The 24,015-nt window shown below is 65.0% G+C and carries 18 protein-coding genes; 13 read left to right on the top strand and 5 right to left on the bottom strand.

Going from position 1 to position 24,015, the window contains the following annotated elements; all coding sequences use genetic code 11:
• Positions 1-118 precede the first annotated feature (118 nt).
• Both dnaK and grpE read right to left on the bottom strand, forming a co-directional pair.
• Positions 119-2,044 (bottom strand): molecular chaperone DnaK, encoded by a 1,926-nt coding sequence (gene dnaK, locus AC0MAZ_RS06925; RefSeq protein ID WP_475860759.1) that lies wholly within the window; start codon positions 2,042-2,044, stop codon positions 119-121.
• A 101-nt stretch (positions 2,045-2,145) separates the two neighbouring features.
• The gene (gene grpE, locus AC0MAZ_RS06920; protein WP_475860758.1) at positions 2,146-2,700 is read right to left on the bottom strand and encodes a nucleotide exchange factor GrpE; all 555 of its coding nucleotides are present in this window, start codon (positions 2,698-2,700) and stop codon (positions 2,146-2,148) included.
• A 182-nt stretch (positions 2,701-2,882) separates the two neighbouring features.
• Here grpE and recN point away from each other — a divergent pair, with 182 nt between their 5' ends.
• Positions 2,883-4,556 carry a DNA repair protein RecN gene (recN, locus tag AC0MAZ_RS06915; RefSeq protein WP_475860757.1) on the top strand — a complete coding sequence of 558 codons (1,674 nt, stop codon included), beginning with the start codon at positions 2,883-2,885 and terminating at the stop codon, positions 4,554-4,556.
• A 221-nt stretch (positions 4,557-4,777) separates the two neighbouring features.
• On the opposite strand, the gene fur is transcribed toward recN, so the two are convergent.
• On the bottom strand, positions 4,778-5,182 hold the full coding sequence (fur, locus tag AC0MAZ_RS06910) for a ferric iron uptake transcriptional regulator (RefSeq protein ID WP_028691268.1): 405 nt from the start codon (positions 5,180-5,182) through the stop codon (positions 4,778-4,780).
• A gap of 97 nt (positions 5,183-5,279) precedes the next feature.
• Here fur and AC0MAZ_RS06905 point away from each other — a divergent pair, with 97 nt between their 5' ends.
• A complete protein-coding gene (locus AC0MAZ_RS06905; RefSeq protein WP_203648100.1) occupies positions 5,280-5,798 on the top strand; it encodes an outer membrane protein assembly factor BamE in 519 nt (172 codons plus the stop codon).
• A gap of 85 nt (positions 5,799-5,883) precedes the next feature.
• Here AC0MAZ_RS06905 and AC0MAZ_RS06900 read toward each other — a convergent pair whose 3' ends face one another.
• The gene (locus tag AC0MAZ_RS06900; protein WP_203648101.1) at positions 5,884-6,318 is read right to left on the bottom strand and encodes a type II toxin-antitoxin system RatA family toxin; all 435 of its coding nucleotides are present in this window, start codon (positions 6,316-6,318) and stop codon (positions 5,884-5,886) included.
• Positions 6,319-6,479: 161 nt separating this feature from the next.
• On the opposite strand from AC0MAZ_RS06900, the gene smpB reads away from it, so the two are divergent.
• Positions 6,480-6,962 carry an SsrA-binding protein SmpB gene (smpB, locus tag AC0MAZ_RS06895; RefSeq protein WP_023629355.1) on the top strand — a complete coding sequence of 161 codons (483 nt, stop codon included), beginning with the start codon at positions 6,480-6,482 and terminating at the stop codon, positions 6,960-6,962.
• 61 nt (positions 6,963-7,023) lie between these two features.
• Here the strand turns inward: smpB and AC0MAZ_RS06890 are convergent, their stop codons facing one another.
• Positions 7,024-7,791 (bottom strand): FCD domain-containing protein, encoded by a 768-nt coding sequence (locus tag AC0MAZ_RS06890; protein WP_050707001.1) that lies wholly within the window; start codon positions 7,789-7,791, stop codon positions 7,024-7,026.
• Between the two features lie 345 nt (positions 7,792-8,136).
• Between AC0MAZ_RS06890 and AC0MAZ_RS06885 the strand changes: the two genes are divergently transcribed.
• The 10 genes from AC0MAZ_RS06885 to AC0MAZ_RS06840 all read left to right on the top strand — a co-directional run bounded on the left by AC0MAZ_RS06885 (position 8,137) and on the right by AC0MAZ_RS06840 (position 23,933).
• Positions 8,137-9,807 (top strand): lactate permease LctP family transporter, encoded by a 1,671-nt coding sequence (locus AC0MAZ_RS06885; protein ID WP_203648102.1) that lies wholly within the window; start codon positions 8,137-8,139, stop codon positions 9,805-9,807.
• Positions 9,808-9,870: 63 nt separating this feature from the next.
• Positions 9,871-11,016 carry an FMN-dependent L-lactate dehydrogenase LldD gene (lldD, locus tag AC0MAZ_RS06880; protein ID WP_203648103.1) on the top strand — a complete coding sequence of 382 codons (1,146 nt, stop codon included), beginning with the start codon at positions 9,871-9,873 and terminating at the stop codon, positions 11,014-11,016.
• 71 nt (positions 11,017-11,087) lie between these two features.
• A complete protein-coding gene (locus AC0MAZ_RS06875; protein ID WP_475860756.1) occupies positions 11,088-13,898 on the top strand; it encodes an FAD-binding and (Fe-S)-binding domain-containing protein in 2,811 nt (936 codons plus the stop codon).
• A gap of 159 nt (positions 13,899-14,057) precedes the next feature.
• Complete coding sequence (prmA, locus tag AC0MAZ_RS06870; RefSeq protein ID WP_203648105.1) at positions 14,058-14,936, top strand: 50S ribosomal protein L11 methyltransferase; 879 nt, start codon at positions 14,058-14,060, stop codon at positions 14,934-14,936.
• Between the two features lie 43 nt (positions 14,937-14,979).
• Positions 14,980-16,308, top strand: a complete 1,329-nt coding sequence (locus AC0MAZ_RS06865) for a DUF3426 domain-containing protein (RefSeq protein WP_475860755.1) — start codon at positions 14,980-14,982, stop codon at positions 16,306-16,308.
• 227 nt (positions 16,309-16,535) lie between these two features.
• Positions 16,536-17,549, top strand: coding sequence for a tRNA dihydrouridine synthase DusB (gene dusB, locus AC0MAZ_RS06860; protein WP_050707006.1), 1,014 nt, complete (start codon positions 16,536-16,538; stop codon positions 17,547-17,549).
• A complete protein-coding gene (gene fis / locus AC0MAZ_RS06855; protein WP_011535876.1) occupies positions 17,546-17,866 on the top strand; it encodes a DNA-binding transcriptional regulator Fis in 321 nt (106 codons plus the stop codon). The genes dusB and fis overlap by 4 nt, the downstream gene beginning before the upstream one ends.
• 79 nt (positions 17,867-17,945) lie before the next feature.
• The gene (gene purH / locus AC0MAZ_RS06850; protein ID WP_203648107.1) at positions 17,946-19,553 is read left to right on the top strand and encodes a bifunctional phosphoribosylaminoimidazolecarboxamide formyltransferase/IMP cyclohydrolase; all 1,608 of its coding nucleotides are present in this window, start codon (positions 17,946-17,948) and stop codon (positions 19,551-19,553) included.
• 182 nt (positions 19,554-19,735) lie between these two features.
• Positions 19,736-21,031 (top strand): phosphoribosylamine--glycine ligase, encoded by a 1,296-nt coding sequence (gene purD, locus AC0MAZ_RS06845; RefSeq protein WP_203648108.1) that lies wholly within the window; start codon positions 19,736-19,738, stop codon positions 21,029-21,031.
• 136 nt (positions 21,032-21,167) lie between these two features.
• Positions 21,168-23,933, top strand: a complete 2,766-nt coding sequence (locus tag AC0MAZ_RS06840) for a hybrid sensor histidine kinase/response regulator (RefSeq protein WP_232856597.1) — start codon at positions 21,168-21,170, stop codon at positions 23,931-23,933.
• Positions 23,934-24,015 lie beyond the last annotated feature (82 nt).

The raw sequence follows: 24,015 nt of genomic DNA, 5'->3' as shown, positions 1-24,015 counted from the left end.
AGATGCCGTAAATAATTCTCGTGTTCCAGACACGCCAACGCGGGAGCAAGCTCCCGCGCGGCGACATCCTACCAGTTCACCATCAAACGACGGTGAACCGGCCGACAACATGCAGGAATTACTGCTTGTTGTTGTCTTTCACTTCTTCGAACTCGGCGTCAACCACGTCATCGTGCTTGGCTTCCGGCTCGGCCTGCTGGGCGCCGCCCTGCGGTTGCTCGGCCTGCTGCTCGGCGTACATCTTCTGAGCGACTGGCGCCGAGACCTTGGACAGCTCCTCGACCTTGGCGTCGATGGCGGCCTTGTCGTCGCCTTTGACGGCGGCTTCCAGGGCGACCACGGCGGCCTCGATGGCGGCCTTCTCTTCAGCGGTGACCTTGTCACCGGCTTCAGTGACCATCTTGCGGGTCGAGTGGACCAGCGCGTCACCCTGGTTACGGGCGGCGGCCAGCTCTTCGAACTTGCGGTCTTCCTCGGCGTTGGCCTCGGCATCACGCACCATTTTCTCGATTTCTTCGTCGGACAGGCCGGAGTTGGCCTTGATCACGATCGACTGCGCCTTGCCAGTAGCCTTGTCCTTGGCACCTACGTGCAGGATGCCGTTGGCGTCGATGTCGAAGGTCACTTCGATCTGCGGTACGCCGCGCGGTGCTGGCGGAATGTCAGCCAGGTCGAACTTGCCCAGCGACTTGTTCTGCGAAGCTTGCTTGCGCTCGCCCTGCAGCACGTGGATGGTCACGGCGCCCTGGTTGTCGTCGGCGGTCGAGAACACCTGCGACTTCTTGGTCGGGATGGTGGTGTTCTTCTCGATCAGCGCGGTCATCACGCCACCCATGGTTTCGATACCCAGGGTCAGCGGACTGACGTCCAGCAGCAGTACGTCCTTGACGTCACCGGCCAGAACGGCGCCCTGGATGGCGGCACCCATGGCGACGGCTTCGTCCGGGTTGACGTCCTTGCGCGCTTCTTTACCGAAGAAGTCGGCAACAGCCTTCTGCACCATCGGCATACGGGTCTGGCCGCCGACCAGGATCACGTCGTCGATCTTGCTGGCATCGATGCCGGCGTCCTTCAGGGCGATGCGGCATGGCTCGATGGTACGGTTGACCAGGTCTTCGACCAGAGACTCGAGCTTGGCGCGGGAGATCTTCACGTTCAGGTGCTTCGGACCTGTCGCATCTGCAGTGATGTACGGCAGGTTGACGTCGGTCGACTGAGCGGAGGACAGCTCGATCTTGGCTTTTTCAGCAGCTTCTTTCAGACGCTGCAGGGCCAGGGGATCGTTCTTCAGGTCCATGCCGGACTCTTTCTTGAACTCGTCGACGAGGTAGTCGATCAGGCGCATGTCGAAGTCTTCGCCACCCAGGAAGGTGTCGCCGTTGGTGGCCAGTACTTCGAACTGGTGCTCACCGTCGACTTCGGCGATTTCGATGACCGATACGTCGAAGGTACCACCACCCAGGTCATAGACGATGACGGTGTGGTCGCCCTTGCCCTTGTCCATGCCGTAGGCCAGCGCGGCGGCGGTCGGTTCGTTGATGATACGTTTTACGTCCAGGCCAGCGATGCGGCCGGCGTCCTTGGTCGCCTGGCGCTGGCTGTCGTTGAAGTAGGCCGGCACGGTGATGACCGCTTCGGTGACCGGCTCGCCGAGGTAGTCTTCGGCGGTCTTCTTCATCTTTTTCAGGACTTCGGCGCTGATCTGCGGCGGAGCCATCTGCTTGTCGGCGGCCTCGACCCAGGCGTCACCGTTGTTGGCCTTGACGATCTTGTAAGGCACCAGCTTGATGTCTTTCTGCACGACATCTTCTTCGAAACGGCGGCCGATCAGGCGCTTCACAGCGAACAGGGTGTTGTGCGGGTTGGTGACCGCCTGGCGCTTGGCCGACTGGCCGACCAGGATCTCGCCGTCGTTGGCGTAGGCGATGATCGAAGGCGTGGTGCGCGCGCCTTCGGCGTTCTCGATGACCTTGGCGGTGCCGTTTTCCAGCACGGAGACGCAGGAGTTGGTGGTCCCCAGGTCGATACCGATGATTTTACCCATGTTGATTCTCCCGAAACTTGAATTTGGTAGCAGCGACTGCTTTGGCCAACTGCACTAATACTTGAAGGCTTGACACCTAGATGGGGGTGTCCGGAAAGATTTCAAGCCTTTTCGTTGATCGAAGGCTGCGGGGCGCTCGGCGCCTTGCTGACCACCACCATGGCAGGGCGCAGCAGACGACCGTTGAGCAGGTAGCCCTTCTGGAACACGTTCAGCACGCTGTTCGGCTCGACATCGGCGCTTTCCTGCATGGCCATCGCCTGGTGGTGCTCGGCGTTGAATGGCTGGCCGTGCGGCTCGATGGTCTCGAGGTTGTAGCGCTTGAGGGTGTCCTGGAACATCTTCAGGGTCAGCTCGATGCCTTCGCGCATCGGCTTGATGGTTTCGTCGTCGGCGCTGGACAGCTCCAGGCCACGCTCCAGGCTGTCGATGATCGGCAGCAGGTCGCCGGCGAACTTCTCCAGGGCGAACTTGTGGGCCTTCTCGACATCCTGCTCGGCACGGCGGCGGATGTTCTGCAGGTCGGCGGCAGCGCGCAGGGACTGGTCCTTGGCGGCGGCCAGCTGCTCCTCGAGCTCCAGTACGCGGGCATCGGCATTCGCGGTGCCTGCTTCTTCGGAATTCAGGTTCTTCTCATCCAGCTGTTCGTCAGCCATTGGGTTTCTCCTCCACGATTTCTGTCGTGCGAGCCAGGCTCGCCATGTCTTGCCGGCTATATGGGGTCGGAAAAACCAGGTTCAAGGGGGAAGGTGCTTTTCCACATTCGTCGACCGGCTATTGGCAGACTCGCGAAAAGCACTGTATAAATATCCAGACACGACCCTTCGGGAGCCGCCCCATGCTGGTGCACCTGTCCATTCACAACTACGCCATCGTCGAACACCTCGACCTCGAGGTCGCCCGTGGCATGTCCGTCATCACCGGCGAGACCGGGGCCGGCAAGTCGATCATGCTCGACGCCCTCGGCCTGGCCCTGGGCGATCGCGCCGATAGCGGCGTGGTGCGCCCGGGCACCGACAAGGCCGACATCCTTGCTACCTTCGACCTGGTCGACATCCCCGAGGCGCACGCCTGGCTAGCCGAGCGCGACCTGGATAGCGACGGCCCGTGCATCCTGCGCCGGGTGATCACCGCCGAGGGCCGCAGCCGTGGCTACATCAACGGCACCCCCTGCCCACTGGGCGACCTCAAGGCCCTGGGCGAGCTGCTGATCGACATCCACAGCCAGCACGAACACCAGTCGCTGTTGAAGACCGACACCCACCGCCGCCTGGTGGACGAGTACGCCGGCGCCAGCGACCTGGCCCGCCAGGTCCAGCTGGCCGCCAAGCGCTGGAACCAGACGCGCCAGGAACTGGAGCGCCTGAGCAATTCCGGCGATGAGCAACGGGCGCGTCATCAGTTGCTCAGCTATCAGCTGGAAGAACTCGACAACCTCGGCCTTGGCGAGAACGAACTGGAACAGCTGGAGCAGGAGCACAAGAACCTGACCAACGCCGAGGCGCTGTTCGGCATCTGCCGCCAGGTCATCGACCAGTGCAGCGAAAGCGACTCGGGCAACGTGCTGAGCGCCCTGACCGTCAGCCTCAACCGGCTCACCGCGGTCGTCAACGGCCCCAAGGCACTGGGCGAGGCGGTCAACCTGATCGCCAGCGCACAGATCCAGGTGGAGGAAGCCGTCGGCGAGCTCAACCGGTTCCTCGACAACTTCGACGCCGACCCGATGCGCCTGCAGGCTCTGGAAGGGCGCCTGGATACTATCTATACCCTCGCCCGCAAGCACCGCGTACACCCCACCGAGCTGCCGAACCTGCAGCAGCGCCTGATGGTGGAGCTGGAAGGGCTAAACGCCAGCGACGAGTCGATCGAGCGCCTGGGCGAGGAGCTGGCCGCCTACGCCCAGCACTATAAAGAGAAGGCCGGCGAGCTGAGCGCGCTGCGCCAGCAGGCCGCCAAGCAGCTGGCCACCGCCGTCGAGCAGGAAATCCAGCGCCTGGGCATGCCCGGCGGACGTTTCTGCATCGAGCTCACGCCCTTCGACAACGGCGACCTCTCGCCCCATGGCCTGGAGCAGATCGAACTACTGGTCAGCGCCAACCCCGGCCAGCCACTCAAGGGCCTGGCCAAGGTCGCCTCGGGCGGCGAGCTGTCGCGTATCAGCCTGGCGATCCAGGTGATCACCGCGCAGACCTCGCGCATTCCCACCCTGGTATTCGACGAAGTGGACGTGGGGATCGGCGGCCCGACCGCGGAAATCGTCGGCCAACTGCTGCGTCGTCTCGGCGAGCGCGGCCAGGTACTGACCGTGACCCACCTGCCCCAGGTGGCCGCGCAGGGCCATCACCACCTGTTCGTGCACAAGGTGCGCAACAGCGACACCACGCACACCGCCGTGGCCAGCCTGGGCAAGCGCGAGCGGGTCGAGGAAGTGGCGCGGATGCTGGGCGGGATCGACCTGACCAAGGAATCGCTGGCCCATGCGCGCAAGATGGTGGTGAGCAGCAAGGCCTGAGCCTGCGCCCCCCCCTGTAGGAGCGGCCTTGTGCCGCGAAAGGGCTGCGTAGCGGCCCCTGCGATTCTAAGTCATGCAGAGATCCCGGGGCCGCTGCGCGCCCCTTTCCGGCCGGTCCGACGCCTCGGCAAGGCCGCTCCTACAAGGGGATTCGCATTACAGCTCTGAAAGCACAAAGGCGACCCGGAGGTCGCCTTTGTCATCAATAACGATCTGAATCGTTACTTCTTTTTACGCACATACAGAACCAGATTGTGGTCCACCAGCTCGAAGCCATGTTCGGCAACGATCTCCTTCTGGCGTTTCTCGATTTCGGCATCGAAGAATTCAATGACTTCACCGCTGTCCACGTTGACCATGTGATCGTGGTGCTTGCCATCCGCCAGCTCGAACACCGCGTGGCCGCCATCAAAGTTGTGGCGCTCCACCAGGCCCGCCGCTTCGAATTGGGTCAGTACGCGGTACACGGTCGCCAGGCCGACATCCTCGCCAGCTTCCATCAGCGCCTTGTAGACATCCTCGGCACTCATGTGACGTTGCTCGGCCGAGTCGAGCATCTGAAGAATCTTGACTCGAGGCAGGGTTACCTTGAGGCCCGCTTTGCGCAATTCGCTATTTTCAACCATGGTCAGCTTTCTCGCCGATGCTGCTTCGCAGCTTCTCTTAATACGGGTATGATCGGGGTTTACGTTGTCCAGCCAAGATAGTGGAAGTCGCCCACCGATGCAAAACACCAAGCTCTTGCTAACCAGCCTCACCCTAGTGGGACTGCTCGCACTCGCCGGTTGCTCGTTTCCCGGGGTTTACAAAATCGACATCCAGCAGGGCAATGTCGTCACGCAGGATATGATAGACCAATTGCGCCCGGGAATGACCCGCCGACAAGTAAGGTTTATCATGGGCAACCCGCTGCTGCAGGACACTTTCCACACCAACCGCTGGGACTACCTGTACAGCCTGCAGCCCGGCGGCGGCCAGCGCCAGCAAGAGCGCATGAGCATCTTCTTCAACGAGAACGACCAACTGGTCAACCTCTCCGGCGACTTCATGCCGGGCGTCAGCCGCGACCAGGAAATCCTCGGCGGCAGCGGCGACACCACGGTCAGCCCGGACAAACAGCCGAGCCAGCCCGAGAAGCCGGCCAAGCCAGGCTCGCTGGAAGACACGCTGCAGAAAGAAATCGACAACATCGAGACCACCCCGGTCCCGACGCCAGCACCGCTGGAAACCTCGCCGCAGTAATTGCGCCGACACTAAAAAGCCCGGATCCAGTCCGGGCTTTTTATTGCGCTGTCGAAAAGCCCTTGGATCAGGCCATCAGCACTACTCAGCCATTAAGCTGCTTGGCACGCTGGCAAAACGCATCAACCATGGTATTGGCCGCCTGATTGAACAGCGGCCCCAGGGTCGCCCGCACCAGGGCGCCGGCGTAGTCGAACGACAGGTCGAGGCTGATCTTGCAGGCCTTCTCGCCCAGCGGCTTGAACACCCACAGGCCATGCAGCTGGGTAAACGGCCCATCTTCCAGGTTCATTTCGATCGACTGCCCCGGCACCAGCACATTGCGCGTGGTGAACTGCTGGCTCATGCCGCCCTTGGCCACTTCCAGCTTGGCGCGCATGTGCGTGTCGCTGGCCTCGAGCACGGTGGAAGCCGAGCACCAGGGCAAGAACTCCGGGTAGCTGGCCACATCGTTGACCAGGTCGTAGAGCGCCTGGGCAGGGAACGGCAGCAGGGCGGAGCGTTGAATATGGGTAGTCATCCAGGCGTCACTTCCAATCTGGGCGGCGGCGCGTCGCAGCGCCTCGAATACGGTTCTGCACAGCAGAACGAGGCCTGTATTGTCCGGGATTCACACAACTGGCTCAAGCGCACCTAAACCCCGTAGCCGAGGACGCGGACTCTCCCTATAATGCGGCCCCTATGGCTAAGCAAAAGAAACATCCGACCGGGACCATCGCGCAGAACAAGAAGGCGCGACACGATTACTTCATCGAACACAAGTTCGAGGCCGGGCTGGTCCTGTCCGGCTGGGAAGTAAAGAGCCTGCGGGCCGGCAAGGCGCACCTGACCGACAGCTACGTGCTGCTCAAGGATGGCGAAGCCTGGCTGTTCGGCAGCCACATCACACCGCTGAACACCGCCAGCACCCACGTCATCGCCGACCCGATCCGCACCCGCAAGCTGCTGCTGAACAAGCGCGAGCTGGAGCGCCTGGAAGCGGCCGTGGCGCAGAAGGGTTACACCTGCGTGGCGATGTCGCTGTACTGGAGCAAGCACCTGATCAAGTGCGAGATCGCGCTCGGCAAGGGCAAGAAAGAGTTCGACAAGCGCGACACCGTGCGCGAGCGCGACTCCAACCGCGAGCTGCAGCGCACGATGCGCAACAAGGGCAAGGAAGAGTAAGCCGCCTTTCGCATTGCGGCGCCTGCTTCGCGGGTTTACCCGCGAATGCCACCACAACGACCTACCGCCCGCTGCGCCGCTCCGCCCGCGCCACCCGCTGGGCCTCCTGCTGCGCCTCTTGCAGCACCTCCTGCACATACAGGATGTGTCGGCTAGACACCTCCCGCGCATCGTCCGCCCGCCCCTCGACAATCGCCAGGTACAACTCGCGATGCTGACTGATCAGCATGTCGCGGGTCTCCGTGCGCTGCTGGTACATGCCGCCGATGTTGGTCACCACGTTGCGCTTGAGCAGGTCGAACAAGCCGCGGATGGTATGCAGCAGCACGGCGTTATGGCTGGCTTCGGCAATCGCCAGATGGAAGCGTGCATCGGCCGCGCCTTCCTGCGCCCGATCCACCTCACCGACACGGTTGTAGCAGTCCTGCAGCGCGTCGAACGCCGTCTTCAACCGCTCGCGATCAGGCTCGGTGGCGCGCTGGGCCGCGTAGTAGGCGCATGACGCCTCCAACGTATGACGGAACTCCAGCAGGTCGCGCTGGGCCTCCGGATTGCGCTCCAGCAGTTGCAACAGCGGATCGCTGAAGGTGGAGCCCAAGGCTTCGGCCACGTAGTTGCCGCCGCCCTGGCGACTGACCAGCAACCCCTTGGCCACCAGCTTCTGGATCGCCTCGCGCAGCGACGGACGGGACACGCCGAACTGCTCGGCCAGAACGCGTTCTGCCGGCAGGCGCTGACCCGAAGTGAGGGTACCTTCGAGAATCATCCCTTCCAACCGATCAACGATGTCGTCGGACAGGCGCCGCTGGCGGACCTGATCAAAAACCATTGCTTGCTCTCCACGTGCCCCGGCACCGATTTCGGGGGCGCTTATTCTGCGCTTATCCGCAGCGTGGCGACAGATGTTCCACCACGCGAGGGCCACCTTGCGGCCCGTTCGCGGCACGAGGCCGCTCCTACACAGGCCAAAACAGCCGCAGAAAACCCGAATGCATAGTCGCTCCGACAACACTCATCCAAACAGCCGCTCATCGGAGCTCGACCAAAGTTTTGTGTAGGACAAATTGACACACCCCTAATCAGGCTCTTAACCTAGCGCCCAGCCATTGTAAATTGGTCTTACCAATTATCCAATGCCAGTGCCTTGACCAACAACAATTAGGGGCCACCCCATATGCAAACCTGGCAACAACTCTATACCCCGCTTGGTAGCCTCGGCCTGTCCGCGCTGGCGGCGGTCATCCCCATCGTGTTCTTCTTCCTCGCCCTCGCCGTGTTCCGCCTCAAGGGCCACGTCGCCGGCAGCATCACCCTCGCGCTGTCGATACTGGTGGCAATCTTCGCCTTCCAGATGCCTGTCGACATGGCCCTGGCTGCCGCGGGCTATGGCTTCCTCTACGGCCTGTGGCCGATTGCCTGGATCATCGTCGCCGCGGTGTTCCTCTACAAACTCACGGTCAAGAGCGGCCAGTTCGAGGTGATTCGCAGCTCGGTGCTGTCGATCACCGACGACCAGCGCCTGCAAGTGCTGCTGATCGGCTTCTGCTTCGGTGCCTTCCTCGAAGGTGCGGCCGGTTTCGGCGCACCGGTGGCCATCACCGCCGCACTGCTGGTGGGCCTGGGCTTCAACCCGCTGTACGCCGCCGGCCTGTGCCTGATCGCCAACACCGCGCCGGTGGCCTTCGGCGCCCTGGGCATCCCGATCATCGTCGCCGGGCAAGTGACCGGCATCGACGCCTTCCACATCGGCGCCATGACCGGCCGCCAGCTGCCGCTGCTGTCGCTGTTCGTGCCGTTCTGGCTGGTGTTCATGATGGACGGCGTGCGCGGCGTGAAGGAGACCTGGCCCGCCGCCCTGGTTGCCGGCCTGAGCTTCGCCGTCACCCAGTACTTCACCTCCAACTTCATCGGCCCGGAGCTGCCGGACATCACCTCGGCCCTGGCCAGCCTGATCGCCCTGACCCTGTTCCTCAAGGTCTGGCAGCCCAAGCGCTCGTTCGCCGAAGCCAAGGGCAGCGTCGGCGCCGCCGTCGTGCAATCGGGCGGCAGCCAGCCTTCGCCGTACAGCTTCGGCGAGATCTTCAAGGCCTGGTCGCCGTTCCTGATCCTGACCGTGCTGGTCACCATCTGGACCCTGAAACCGTTCAAGGCGGCCTTCGCCCCAGGCGGGGCGATGTACAACTTCGTGTTCAACTTCGCCATCCCGCACCTCGACCAGCTGGTGATCAAGACCGCGCCGATCGTCACCGCGCCGACCGCCATGCCGGCGGTGTTCAAGCTCGACCCGATTTCCGCCACCGGCACGGCGATCTTCCTCTCGGCGCTGATCTCGATGTGGGTGTTGAAGATCAACTTCAAAACTGGTCTGACCACATTTAAAGAGACCTTCTGGGAACTGCGCTGGCCTATCCTGTCGATCGGCATGGTGCTGGCCTTCGCCTTCGTCACCAACTACTCGGGCATGTCCTCGACCATGGCCCTGGTGCTGGCCGGCACGGGCGCCGCGTTCCCGTTCTTCTCGCCGTTCCTGGGCTGGCTGGGCGTATTCCTGACCGGTTCCGACACCTCGTCCAACGCCCTGTTCAGCTCGCTGCAGGCCACCACCGCGCACCAGATCGGGGTCAGCGACACCCTGCTGGTGGCGGCAAACACCAGCGGCGGCGTGACCGGCAAGATGATCTCGCCACAGTCGATCGCCGTGGCCTGCGCCGCCACCGGGCTGGTGGGCAAGGAATCCGACCTGTTCCGCTTCACCGTCAAGCACAGCCTGTTCTTCGCCACCATCGTCGGCCTGATCACCCTGGTCCAGGCCTACTGGCTCACTGGCATGCTGGTTCATCACTAAAGTGAAAGGGGCCGGGCGCCAGTCAGCGCCCGGCATCTCCTTCAACCCACGCTGCGAGAATCCATGATCATTTCCGCCTCCACCGACTATCGCGCCGCGGCCCAACGCAAGCTGCCCCCCTTCCTCTTCCACTACGCCGACGGCGGTGCCTACGCCGAGCACACCCTGCGCCACAACGTATCGGACCTGGCCAGCATCGCCCTGCGTCAACGCGTGCTGAAGAACATGTCGGACCTGAGCCTGGAGACCCGGCTGTTCGACGAGACCCTGAGCATGCCCGTGGCCCTGGCCCCGGTCGGCCTCACCGGCATGTACGCCCGTCGCGGCGAAGTGCAGGCGGCCCGTGCGGCGGCGGCCCATGGCATCCCGTTCACCATGTCCACCGTATCGGTGTGCCCGATCGAGGAAGTGGCCCCGGCCATCGACCGACCAATGTGGTTCCAGCTGTATGTCCTCAAAGACCGCGGCTTCATGCGCAACGCCCTGGAGCGCGCAAAAGCGGCCGGCGTGAAGACCCTGGTATTCACCGTCGACATGCCGGTACCCGGCGCCCGCTACCGCGATGCCCACTCCGGCATGAGCGGCCCGAAGGCGCCGCTGCGCCGCGTGTGGCAGGCCATGACCCACCCGCAGTGGGCGCTGGATGTCGGCCTGCTCGGGCGCCCGCACGATCTTGGCAACATCTCCAAGTACCGTGGCAACCCCACGGGCCTGGCCGACTACATCGGCTGGCTGGGCAACAACTTCGACCCGTCCATCTCCTGGAAAGACCTGGAGTGGATCCGCGAATTCTGGGACGGCCCGATGATCATCAAGGGCATACTCGACGCAGACGATGCCCGCGACGCGGTCAAGTTCGGCGCCGATGGCATCGTCGTCTCCAACCACGGCGGCCGCCAGCTCGACGGCGTGCTGTCCAGTGCCCGCGCCCTGCCGGCGATCGCCGACGCGGTGAAGGGCGACATCAAGATCCTCGCCGACTCCGGTATCCGCAGTGGCCTCGACGTAGTGCGCATGGTCGCCCTGGGCGCCGACACCGTGCTGATCGGCCGCGCCTTCCTTTATGCCCTGGCCACCCATGGCGAAGCGGGCGTGAAGAACCTGCTGGAGTTGTTCGAGAAAGAAATGCGCGTGGCCATGGTGCTGACCGGCGCCAAGTCCATCAGCGAGATCACCCGCGACTCGCTGGTCCGCGAACTGGGCGCCTGAGCGCGCCCGCCAACGCCTGATTGCCCGGGGCACGCCGCGCACAAGACGCCGCGGCCCCGCGAGGAGACTGCATGAGCCTGCCCGCCGCGTTCCTGCGTGATGCCGAGCGCCTGATCCCCGCCGAACGCCGCTTCGACGACCCGACCTCGACCCTGGCCTTCGGTACCGATGCCAGTTTCTACCGGCTGATTCCCAAGCTGGTGGTGCGGGTGGAGTCCGAGGACGAAGTGGTCGCGTTGCTGAAACTGGCCCAGCGCGAACGCGTGCCGGTGACCTTCCGCGCCGCCGGCACCAGCCTGTCGGGCCAGGCCATCAGCGACTCGGTACTGATCGTGCTCGGCGACAACTGGAATGGCCGGGAGATTCGCCGCCAGGGCGAGCAGATCCGCCTGCAACCCGGCGTGATCGGCGCCCAGGCCAATGCCTGGCTGGCCCCTTACGGGCGCAAGATCGGCCCCGACCCGGCCTCGATCAACGCCTGCAAGATCGGCGGCATCGTCGCCAACAACGCCAGCGGCATGTGCTGCGGCACCGCGCAGAACACCTACCACACCCTCGCCGGCCTGCGCCTGGTGCTGGCCGACGGCACCCGCCTGGATAGCGAGGACCCGGCCAGCGTCGCCGCGTTCGAGCAAAGCCACACCGGCCTGCTGGACGAACTGGCCCGCCTTGGCCGCGAGACCCGCGCCAACCTTGAGCTGGCCGACCGCATCCGGCACAAGTACCGACTGAAGAACACGACCGGGCTGTCGCTCAACGCACTGGTGGATTACGACCAGCCGCTCGACATCCTGCAGCATCTATTGGTCGGCTCCGAAGGCACCCTCGGTTTTATCAGCGCCGTCACCTACGACACCGTGCCCGACCATCCGCACAAGGCCAGCGCGCTGCTGGTGTTCCCGAGCGTCGAAAGCTGCTGCCGGGCGGTGACCCTGCTCAAGCCGCAACCGGTGTCCGCCGTGGAGCTGCTCGACCGCCGCAGCCTGCGCTCGGTGCAAGATATGCCCGGCATGCCGGCCTGGGTGAAGGGCCTGTCGGCCAATGCCTGCGCCCTGTTGATCGAGTCCCGTGCCGCCAGCCGGAGCCTGCTGCACGAACAGCTCGACCAGGTGATGGCGGCCATCGCCGAGTTCCCGCTGGAGCAGCAGGTCGCCTTCAGCGAAGACCCGGCGGTGTACAACCAGCTGTGGAAGATCCGCAAGGACACCTTCCCCGCCGTCGGCGCCGTGCGCCAGACCGGCACCACGGTGATCATCGAAGACGTCACCTTCCCCATCGAGCAACTGGCCGAGGGCGTCAACCGCCTGATCCAGCTGTTCGACAAGCACCACTACGACGAAGCGATCATTTTCGGCCACGCCCTGGAAGGCAACCTGCACTTCGTCTTCACCCAAGGCTTCAACAGTGCCGAGGAAGTGGCGCGCTACCAGGCGTTCATGGATGACGTGGCACAACTGGTGGCGGTGGAGTTCGGCGGCTCGCTCAAGGCCGAGCACGGCACCGGGCGCAACATGGCGCCGTTCGTCGAGCTGGAATGGGGCAAGGACGCCTACCAGTTGATGTGGCAGCTCAAGCGCCTGCTCGACCCCAACGGCATCCTCAATCCTGATGTGGTGCTGAGTGAGGATCCGGACATCCACCTGAAGAACCTCAAGCCGCTGCCGGCCGCCGACGAGATCGTCGACAAGTGCATCGAGTGCGGCTTTTGCGAGCCGGTGTGCCCGTCGAAAGGGCTGACCTTGAGCCCCCGCCAGCGCATCGTCATGTGGCGCGACATCCAGGCGAAGAAACGCGCAGGCGTCGACACCCGCGAACTGCTGCGCACCTACCAGTACCAGGGCATCGACACCTGCGCCGCCACCGGCCTGTGCGCCCAGCGCTGCCCGGTGGGCATCAACACCGGCGAGCTGGTGAAGAAATTGCGCGGCCAGGCGGCCGAGCACGGCAAGGCTGCCGACTGGCTGGCCGAGCATTTCCACGCCACCCTGCGCGGAGCCCGCTTCACCCTGGCCGCCGCCAATGGCGCGCGCAGGCTGCTCGGCGCCCCACGCATGAGCCGCCTCAGCGCCAGCCTGAGCAAGGCCAGCAAAGGCCGCCTGCCACAGTGGACACCCGCCATGCCGCAGCCACTGCGCGCCATCGACTTCCCCGCGCCGAGCCACGATGCCCGACCACGGGTCGTCTACCTGGCCGCCTGCGTGTCGCGGGTGATGGGCCCGGCCTACGCCGACCGCGAACAGAGCTCGTTGCTGGACAAGACCCGCGCCCTGCTGGAGAAGGCCGGCTACCAGGTGGTGTTCCCGGACAACGCCGACAGCCTGTGCTGCGGCCAGCCGTTCGCCTCCAAGGGCTACCCCGAGCAGGCCGAGCACAAGCGCCAGGAGCTGATCACCGCCCTGCTGCACGCCAGCCGCGGCGGCCTCGACCCGATCTACTGCGACACCAGCCCCTGCACCCTGCGCCTGGTGCAGGACCTGGGCGAGTCGCGGCTGGACCTGTACGACCCGGTGCGCTTCATCCGCACCCACCTGGCCGACAGGTTGGAGTTCACCCCCCAGGACGAGCCAGTGGCGGTGCACGTGACCTGCAGCACCCAGCACCTGGGCGAAAGCCAGGCGCTGATCGACCTGGCGCGCCGCTGCAGCCGGCAGGTGGTGATCCCCGAGGGCATCCATTGCTGCGGCTTTGCCGGCGACAAGGGCTTCACCACGCCGGAGCTCAACGCCCACTCCCTGCGTACCCTGAAGGACGCCGTGCAGTATTGCAGCGAAGGAATCTCCACCAGCCGCACCTGCGAAATCGGCCTGTCGAGCCACAGCGGTATCGACTATCACGGCCTGGTGTACCTGGTCGACCGGGTCACCCGCGCGCGCAGCCTCTGAACCGCAGGGCGGCCCCGCTCTCTCCCGTGGGAGCGGGCTAGCCCCGCGCAAAGCCAGCGGCACAACTACGTCCTGCACAAACCCTGCGCACTCAAGTAAACTGGCGGCCTTTTCGCGCAGCCTCGGGCTGCCCCTGTCGATTTACCAAAGGTGCCCGCCATGCCCTGGCTGCAAGTACGCCTGGCCATCAGCCCGGAACAAGCCGAAACCTACGAAGACGCCCTGCTCGAAGTGGGTGCCGTCTCGGTGACCTTCATGGATGCCGAAGACCAGCCGATCTTCGAACCGGACCTCAACACCACCCCGCTGTGGTCGCACACGCACCTGCTGGCGCTGTTCGAGGCCGATGCCGAGCCAGAAGCGGTGTTCGCCCACCTGCGCCTGCTGACCGGCGCCGAGCTGCCCGAACACCAGGCCGAGGTGATCGAGGACCAGGACTGGGAACGCAGCTGGATGGACAACTTCCAACCCATGCGCTTCGGCCAGCGCCTGTGGATTGTGCCGAGCTGGCACGAAGCCCCGGAAAAGGACGCGGTGAACCTGCTGCTCGACCCGGGCCTGGCGTTCGGCACCGGCACCCACCCGACCACCGCGCTGTGCCTGGAGTGGCTCGACGGCCAACAGCTGCAAGGCACCCAGGTGCTGGACTTCGGCTGCGGCTCGGGCATCCTCGCCATCGCCGCGCTGCTGCTGGGCGCCCGCCACGCGGTCGGCACCGACATCGACGTGCAGGCTATCGAGGCCTCCCGTGACAACGCCCAGCGCAACGGCATCGCCGACGACAAGTTCGACCTGTACCTGCCCGAGCAGATGCCGGCCATGCAGGCCGACGTGCTGGTCGCCAATATCCTGGCCGGCCCGCTGGTCTCGCTGGCGCCGCAGCTGTCCGGCCTGGTGCGCCCCGGTGGCCTGCTGGCGCTGTCGGGCATCCTCGCCGAACAAGGCGAGGAAGTGGCCGCCGCCTATACGGCCGACTTCGACCTGGACCCGATCGTCGTGCGCGACGGCTGGGTACGTATCAGTGGTCGCCGCCGCTAAGCGCGCCTAGACTCATTTCCTGCACAGTTCCCCGGACAGCCGCATGACCGACAGTTTCGTCACCCAGTGCCCGCATTGCCAGACCAGCTTTCGCGTCACCCATCACCAGTTGAGCGTGGCTCGCGGCGTGGTGCGTTGCGGCCATTGCCTGCAGGTGTTCAACGCGGCAAAACAGTTGCTGGAGCAGAACCGCGCCGCCGGCGCCGAGGGCAGCGCCGAGGCACCGCCTGCCGTGGCGCAGGCGATCGCTCCGCTGCCCCCGGCAGTCGAGCCGGTGGCCGAAACCCCGGCACCGGGCGAAGACAACTGGAGCGTCACGGCCGAGGAACTGGACGCCCTGGACCTCGACCAGGAACTGGCGCGCCTCGAACGGCGCAGCCCGGGTGACCGGCGCGGCGCGACGAAGGGCGTGCTGCAGGCCCGTCGCGACGAGCAGGTTGGCGATGGACACGGCGACGAACTGTTCGGCACGGCCACCGATAATGACCTGGAGCCCGTACAGGTGCGCGAGGAAGCGCCGGTACTGGTCGAGCAGGAACCGCTGGACCTGGAACCCGCGGCCGACGAACGCACCGAACCGACCCTCGGCAGCGCCGACCTCGAGCTGGACGACGAACCGCCGGTGCGCCACCAGACAGCGACCGACGACCTCGACGAGCCGTTGGAACGGTTGTCCGCCCACGACGAGCCAGTTCCGGAGAAGGGCCTGTCGGCGCTGGATGACGAGGTCCGCAGCGAGCCGCTTTCAGCCCGCGACGAGGAACCCGACGAACAGTCCGGGCAACGCCTGGAGCCCAGCCTGGTGATCAAGCCCGAGCGCACGCGCAAGGAGCCGCTGGTCGACGTGGTCGACGATCCGTTGCAGCTGGATTGGGAAAAGCCCGCGCCGAACTGGGGCAAGCGCCTGCTGTGGGGCTTCCTGACCCTGCTGGCCGCCACCCTGCTGGCATTCCAGTACGTCTGGTTCCACTTCGATGAAATGGCCCGCCAGGACCAGTACCGCCCCTGGTTCCAGCAACTGTGCCCGGTGTTCGGCTGCCAGGTGCCGACCCGCGTGGACATCTCGCGGATCAAGAGCAGCAACCTGGTGGTGCGCAGCCACCCGGACTTCAAGGGCGCGCTGATCGTCGACGCGATCATCTACAACCGCGCCCCCTTCGCCCAACCCTTCCCCTTGCTGGAGCTGCGCTTCGCCGACCTCAACGGCCAGCTGATCGCCAGCCGCCGCTTCAAGCCCAGCGAGTACCTGTCGGGCGAGCTGGCCGGCCGCGGCGAGATGCCCAGCCAGACACCGATCCACATCGCCCTGGACATCCTCGACCCGGGGCCGAAGGCGGTGAACTACAGCCTGAGCTTCCGCTCGCCGGAGTAAACGACAAGCGGCAAGCCCGCCCTACGGGCTTGCTGGTGTCGCGAACGGGCCGCAAAGCAGCCCCAGGTTCAACTGAACGGTTGAATTTCCGAGACTCGCGGCATCTTTCATAACGCCGCAACTGTTCAGATTTTATCCAGATTCATCTTTATCCGGTCATCGAGAGCGGGTATCATGCCATCCCTTTTTCGAACTCCAATGATTCGGCCCCACAACAGGGAACACCTATGTCGGCGGTACGCATCGGCCCTTACACACTGCAGAACAACCTGATCCTGGCCCCCATGGCCGGCGTCACGGACCAACCTTTCCGCACCCTGTGCAAACGCCTGGGGGCGGGCATGGTGGTCTCGGAAATGGTCTCCAGCGACATGCGCCTGTGGAACAGCCGCAAGTCGAGCCTGCGTCGCATCCACGAAGGCGATCCCGAGCCACGCTCGGTGCAGATCGCCGGCGGCGACGCGCAGATGATGGCCGAGGCGGCCCGGGCCAACGTCGAAGCCGGCGCCCAGATTATCGACATCAACATGGGCTGTCCGGCGAAAAAAGTCTGCAACAAGGCCGCAGGCTCTGCTTTATTGAGAGATGAAGCCTTGGTCACCGAGATCCTCCACGCCGTCGTCGGCGCCGTGGACGTCCCGGTGACGCTGAAGATTCGCACCGGCTGGGACCGGGCGAACAAGAACGGCCTGAATGTGGCGAAGATCGCCGAACAGGCCGGCATCCAGGCGCTGGCGGTGCATGGCCGCACACGCGCCGACCTGTACACCGGTGACGCCGAGTACGACACCATCGCCGCGATCAAGCAGGCGGTGTCGATCCCGGTATTTGCCAACGGCGACATCACCTCGCCGGAAAAGGCCCGGGCGGTGCTGCACGCCACCGGTGCCGACGGCCTGCTGATCGGCCGTGCCGCCCAGGGGCGGCCGTGGATTTTCCGCGAGATCGAGCATTTCCTGCGCACGGGCGAGCATTTGCCCGCACCGGCGCTGGACGAAGTGGAACGCATTCTGCTGGAGCACCTGGCTGCGCTGCACGCCTTCTACGGCGATGTGATGGGCGTGCGTATCGCCCGCAAGCACGTGGGCTGGTACCTGGCGACCCGACCCGGCGGCAAGGAGTTCCGCAGCCGGTTCAACGCTTTGGAAGACACACAAGCGCAGTGCGCCAACGTTCAGGCCTTTTTCGCCGAACGTCGACAGAGCCTTGGGACAGAGGACGAACAAGGGGTGGCCGCATGACGATGATGACCGAGACATTAGTGAGTGGAACAACGCCCGTGAGCGACAACGCCAACCTCAAGCAGCACCTGAACACGCCGAGCGAGGAGGGCCAGACCCTGCGCGACAGCGTCGAGAAGGCGCTGCACAACTACTTCGCCCACCTGGAAGGCGCTACCGTCACGGACGTGTACAACCTGGTGCTCTCGGAAGTCGAGGCGCCCTTGCTCGAATGCGTGATGAACTACGTCAAGGGCAACCAGACCAAGGCCAGCGAGATGCTCGGACTCAACCGAGGCACGCTGCGCAAGAAGCTCAAGCAGTACGATCTGTTGTAAGGCCAGAACCCCAACCAGAAAAGGCGCTCATGCAAAAAGGCGCCTTTTTTGCTGACTCCACCGCGTTATGGAATCTGAAATGACCGACCAGACTACCCGCCTGCCGATCCGCCGCGCCCTGATCAGCGTCTCCGACAAGACCGGTATCCTCGAATTCGCCCGTGAGCTGCAGCAGCTCGGTGTCGAGATCCTGTCCACCGGCGGCACCTACAAGCTGCTCAAGGACAATGGCGTGAACGCGGTGGAAGTGGCCGACTACACCGGCTTCGCCGAAATGATGGACGGCCGGGTCAAGACCCTGCATCCGAAGATCCACGGCGGCATCCTCGGCCGTCGCGGCACCGACGACGCCATCATGAACGAGCACGGCATCAAGCCGATCGACCTGGTCGCGGTCAACCTGTACCCGTTCGAAGCCACCATCAGCAAGCCGGGCTGCGACCTGCCGACCGCCATCGAGAACATCGACATCGGCGGCCCGACCATGGTCCGCTCTGCGGCGAAGAACCACAAGGACGTCGCCATCGTGGTCAACGCCAGCGACTACGCCGGCATCGTCGAGGGCCTCAAGGCCGGCGGCCTGACCTACGCCCAGCGTTTCGACCTGATGCTCAAGGCCTTCGAGCACACCGCCGCCTACGACGGCATGATCGCCAACTACATGGGCACCATCGACCAGGCCAAACAGACCCTGTCGACCGAAGACCGCAGCGAGTTCCCGCGCACTTTCAACAGCCAGTTCGTCAAGGCCCAGGAAATGCGCTACGGCGAGAACCCGCACCAGAGCGCGGCGTTCTACGTCGAGGCCAAGAAAGGCGAGGCCAGCATCTCCACCGCCATCCAGCTGCAGGGCAAGGAGCTGTCGTTCAACAACGTGGCCGACACCGACGCCGCGCTGGAGTGCGTGAAGAGCTTCGTCAAGCCGGCCTGCGTCATCGTCAAGCACGCCAACCCGTGCGGCGTGGCCGTGGTGCCTGAGGACGAAGGCGGTATTCGCAAGGCCTACGACCTGGCCTACGCCACCGACACCGAATCGGCCTTCGGCGGCATCATCGCCTTCAACCGCGAGCTGGACGGCGAAACCGCCAAAGCCATCGTCGAGCGTCAGTTCGTCGAAGTGATCATCGCCCCGAAAATCTCCCAGGCCGCCCGCGAAGTCGTGGCTGCCAAGCAGAACGTGCGTCTGCTGGAGTGCGGCGAATGGCCAGCCGAGCGCGCCGCCGGTTGGGACTTCAAGCGCGTCAACGGTGGCCTGCTGGTGCAGAGCCGCGATATCGGCATGATCACTGCCGATGACCTGAAGATCGTCACCCAGCGCGCGCCGACCGAGCAGGAAGTGCACGACCTGGTGTTCGCCTGGAAAGTGGCCAAGTTCGTCAAGTCCAACGCCATCGTCTACGCCAAGAACCGCCAGACCATCGGCGTCGGCGCCGGCCAGATGAGCCGCGTCAACTCCGCGCGCATCGCCGCGATCAAGGCCGAACACGCCGGCCTGCAGGTGCAGGGCGCGGTGATGGCCTCGGATGCGTTCTTCCCGTTCCGCGACGGCATCGACAATGCGGCTAAAGTGGGTATCAGCGCCGTGATCCAGCCGGGTGGCTCGATGCGTGATGCCGAGGTGATAGCTGCCGCTGATGAAGCCGGTATCGCCATGGTGTTTACCGGTATGCGCCACTTCCGCCACTAAACAGATGCCGGGTCGATCCCGGTCCTTGTAGGAGCGGCCTTGTGCCGCGAAAGGGCTGCAAAGCAGCCCACAGGGTTTAGGGATATCCCGGAAATCCAGGGGCCGCCCTGCGGCCCTTTCGCGGCACAAGGCCGCTCCTACAGGAAGCGGGATCGCCGCTCTACAGATTTCGAGGTTTTGACATGAAAGTTTTGATCATCGGCAGCGGCGGTCGTGAACACGCCCTGGCCTGGAAAGTCGCCCAGGACCCACGCGTCGAAAAAGTCTTCGTTGCCCCGGGCAACGCCGGCACCGCCACCGAAGCCAAGTGCGAAAACGTCGCCATTGACGTCACCGCCCTGGAGCAACTGGCCGATTTCGCCGAGAAGAACGTCGACCTGACCATCGTCGGCCCGGAAGCGCCGCTGGTCATCGGCGTGGTCGACCTGTTCCGCAGCCGCGGCCTGGACTGCTTCGGTCCGACCAAGGGCGCGGCCCAGCTGGAAGGCTCCAAGGCCTTCACCAAGGACTTCCTGGCCCGTCACAAGATCCCGACCGCCGACTACCAGAACTTCACCGAGATCGAGCCGGCCCTGGCCTACCTGCGTGAGAAAGGCGCGCCGATCGTGATCAAGGCCGACGGCCTGGCCGCCGGCAAGGGCGTGATCGTCGCCATGACCCTGCAGGAAGCCGAAGACGCCGTGCGCGACATGCTCGCCGGCAACGCCTTCGGTGAAGCCGGTTCGCGGGTGGTGATCGAAGAGTTCCTCGACGGCGAGGAAGCCAGCTTCATCGTCATGGTCGACGGCCACAACGTGCTGCCCATGGCCACCAGCCAGGACCACAAGCGCGTCGGCGACCAGGACACCGGCCCGAACACCGGCGGCATGGGCGCCTACTCGCCTGCCCCGGTGGTCACAGCCGACGTGCACCAGCGCGTGATGGACCAGGTGATCTGGCCGACCGTGCGCGGCATGGCCGAGGAAGGCAACGTCTACACCGGCTTCCTCTATGCCGGCCTGATGATCGACAAGGCGGGCAACCCCAAGGTCATCGAGTTCAACTGCCGCTTCGGCGACCCGGAGACCCAGCCGGTCATGCTGCGCCTGGAGTCGAGCCTGGTGCTGCTGATCGAGGCTGCCTTCGCCAAGGCCCTGGACAAGGTCGAGGCCCAGTGGGACCCGCGTCCGAGCCTGGGCGTGGTGCTGGCCGCCGGTGGCTACCCGGGCGACTACGCCAAGGGCGCCGTGATCAGCGGCCTGGATGCCGCCGCCAAGCTTGAAGGCAAGGTGTTCCACGCCGGTACCGCGCTGAAGGACGGCCAGGTGGTCAGCGCCGGTGGCCGCGTGCTCTGCGCCACCGCCATGGGCGACACCGTCGAGGCCGCCCAGCAGCAGGCCTACCGCCTGGCCGAGCAGGTCAAGTGGGACGCCAGCTTCTACCGCACCGACATCGGCTACCGGGCCATCGCCCGCGAGCGCGGTGAGCACCAGCAGTAAAAATGCACCGAACGGTCGTGGCGCTCCGCGCGCGCGGCCTTCGGCTCGTCGTCAAGGCCCCGCCGGGGCCTTGCCTTCGCCTTGGCGCGCCGCGCATAGTTGTTATCCGGCACATTAGCTAAGAAGGGATTTCGTCGTGCGTCGGCTTCGGATTGCCATAGCCCTGATCGTCAGCCTGCTGACCCTGCTCTGCCTGCTCCCGGCACATGCCGAACAGGCCGCAGGCTGGTCGGCGCTGCTCGACGAACAGGCCAACCTGCAATTGTCCGATGTACGCTCCGAACGTTACCGCAACCAGTTCAGCCCCCTGGCCCTCGACGAACTGGATGCCGCCCTCCCCGACCAGGCGCTCTGGCTGCACTACCGCCTGGAACCGCACGACCAGGAGCAACTGGTCCGTATCTTCGCCCCCGACCTGTCGCGCCTGGACCTCTACGCCCTCGAAGGCGGCAAACTGCTGCGCCAGCTGCACCATGGCCGCCAGGGCGATGGCCTGAGCCCGACCCAGCGCGGCCGGGACCATGTGCTGCCGCTGCCACACAGCAGCCAGCCACTGGACATCTACCTGCGGCTGGTCTCCGAACACCAGTTGCGCCCGGCCATCAGCGTCGAGTCCACCGCCCACGCCGCCGCCGACCAGCGCCAGTCGCTGCTGTTCGGCCTGCTGTTCGGCGGGCTGGTGATGCTGATCCTGCACAACCTGATCCGCTTCGCCTATTCTCGCTCCAGCACCACGCTGGTCCTGGCGCTGTACCACGGCCTGATGCTGCTCAGCGCGCTGATCCTGCTCAATCTCACTGGCCCGTGGGGGCAGCTGTGGCACAGCGCACAGACCCCGGCGGCCTACCTGACCTTGGTGCTGGCGGGCCTGGCCGGGCTGTACTTCACCCTGCATTTCTTCTCTCCCTGCAGTTCGGCGCGGCTCAACCGCCTGATGCAGATGGAAATGGTAGTGGCCGCGGTCAGCGGCCTGGTGCTGCTGTTCGTCGACACGCTGCCGCTGAACCTGATGACCTACGCCCTGCTCGCCCTGGGCAGCGTGAGCATGCTGCTGGTCAGCAGCTATCACTGGTACAAGGGCTACGGCCCGGCGCGGCTGTTCAGCGTGGCGATGCTGGTGTTCAACCTCGGCGGCCTGGTGCTGCTGCCGGCCCTGCTGGGCCTGACCCGCACCCCAATGCCCTGGCTGCTGTGCATCCTCATGGCGTTGACCGTGGTCAGCGGCCTGTTGCTCAACCTCGCGGTCAGCGAGCGCCTGCGCCGGATCAGCGAAGAGCGCTTCCGCGCCAGCCGCGCCCTGGCCGCCAGCGACGCCGAGATCAACGCCAAGGCCGAGTTCCTGGCCAAGATCAGCCACGAGATCCGCACCCCCATGAACGGCGTGCTGGGCATGACCGAGCTGCTGCTGGGCACGCCGCTGTCGGTCAAGCAGCGCGACTACGTGCAGACCATCCACAGCGCCGGCAACGAACTGCTCACCCTGATCAACGAGATCCTCGACATCTCCAAGCTCGAATCGCGACAGATTGAACTGGACGACGTGCAGTTCGACCTCAACGCCCTGATCGAGGACTGCCTGAACATCTTCCGGGCCAAGGCCGAGCAGCAGAACATCGAGCTGATCAGCTTCACCCAGCCCCAGGTGCCCAGGGTCGTCAGCGGCGACCCGACGCGCCTGCGCCAGGCCCTGTCGAGCCTGCTGGACAATGCCCTGAAGAACACTACCCAGGGCGAGATCCTGCTGGTGGTGGCCCTCGACCAGCGCGGCGACAGCCCGCGCCTGCGCATCGCCGTGCAGGACAGCGGCGAGCCGATGCCGCCCGCCGAGCGCGACGCCCTGCTGCAGGCCGAACTGCACAGCCGCCACTTCCTCTCCAGCAACAAGCTCGGCGGCCACCTGGGCCTGGTGATCGCCAAGCAGCTGATCGGACTGATGCAGGGCGAGTTCGGCATCAAGACCAGCACCAGCATGGGCAACACCCTGTGGCTGACCCTGCCGCTGGATCCGCAGCGCCTGGAGCAGCCGGCCACCGACCTCGACGGCCCGTTGCGCGATGCGCGGGTGCTGGTGGTCGACGACAACGACACCTGCCGCAAGGTGCTGGTGCAGCAATGCAGCGCCTGGGGCATGAACGTCAGCGCGGTGCCGTCGGGCAAGGAAGCGCTGGCGCTGCTGCGTACCAAGGCGCACCTGCGCGACTACTTTGACGCGGTGCTGCTGGACCAGAACATGCCCGGCATGACCGGCATGCAACTGGCGGCCAAGATCAAGGAAGATCCGAGCCTGAACCACGACATCCTGGTGGTGATGCTCACCGGTATCAGCAATGCGCCGAGCAAGATCATCGCCCGCAACGCCGGGGTCAAGCGCATCCTCGCCAAGCCGGTGGCCGGCTACACGCTCAAGACTACCCTCGCCGAGGAGCTCGCCCTGCGCGGCCGCGACCAGGCCGCGCCGCCGCTGCCGGTCGGCACTCCGGTGCCGCTGGACCTGCCCGGCGACTTCCGCATCCTGGTGGCCGAGGACAACAGTATTTCGACCAAGGTCATCCGCGGCATGCTCGGCAAGCTCAATCTCGAGCCGGATACTGCCAGCAACGGCGAAGAAGCCCTGCAAGCGATGAAGACCAAGCACTACGACCTGGTGCTGATGGACTGCGAGATGCCGGTGCTCGACGGCTTCTCCGCCACCCAGCAGCTGCGCGCCTGGGAGTCCGCCAACCAGCGGCCGCGCACCCCGGTGGTGGCGCTGACCGCGCACATTCTCAACGAGCACAAGGAGCGCGCACGGCTGGCCGGCATGGATGGCCATATGGCCAAGCCCGTGGAGCTGTCGCAATTGCGCGAACTGATCCAGTTCTGGGCGGGGCAGCGTCAGGTAGTTACTGCCCCCCTCGACTGAAATGCTATTGGTGTAGGAGCGGCCTTGCCGAGGCGTCGGACCGGCCGGAATGGGCTGCACAGCAGCCCCCGGCCATTTCTGC

Source organism: Pseudomonas sp. A, from assembly GCF_056270345.1.
The sequence above is the reverse complement of the archived record's forward strand: the minus strand, read 5'-3'. Positions and strand labels throughout refer to the sequence as shown.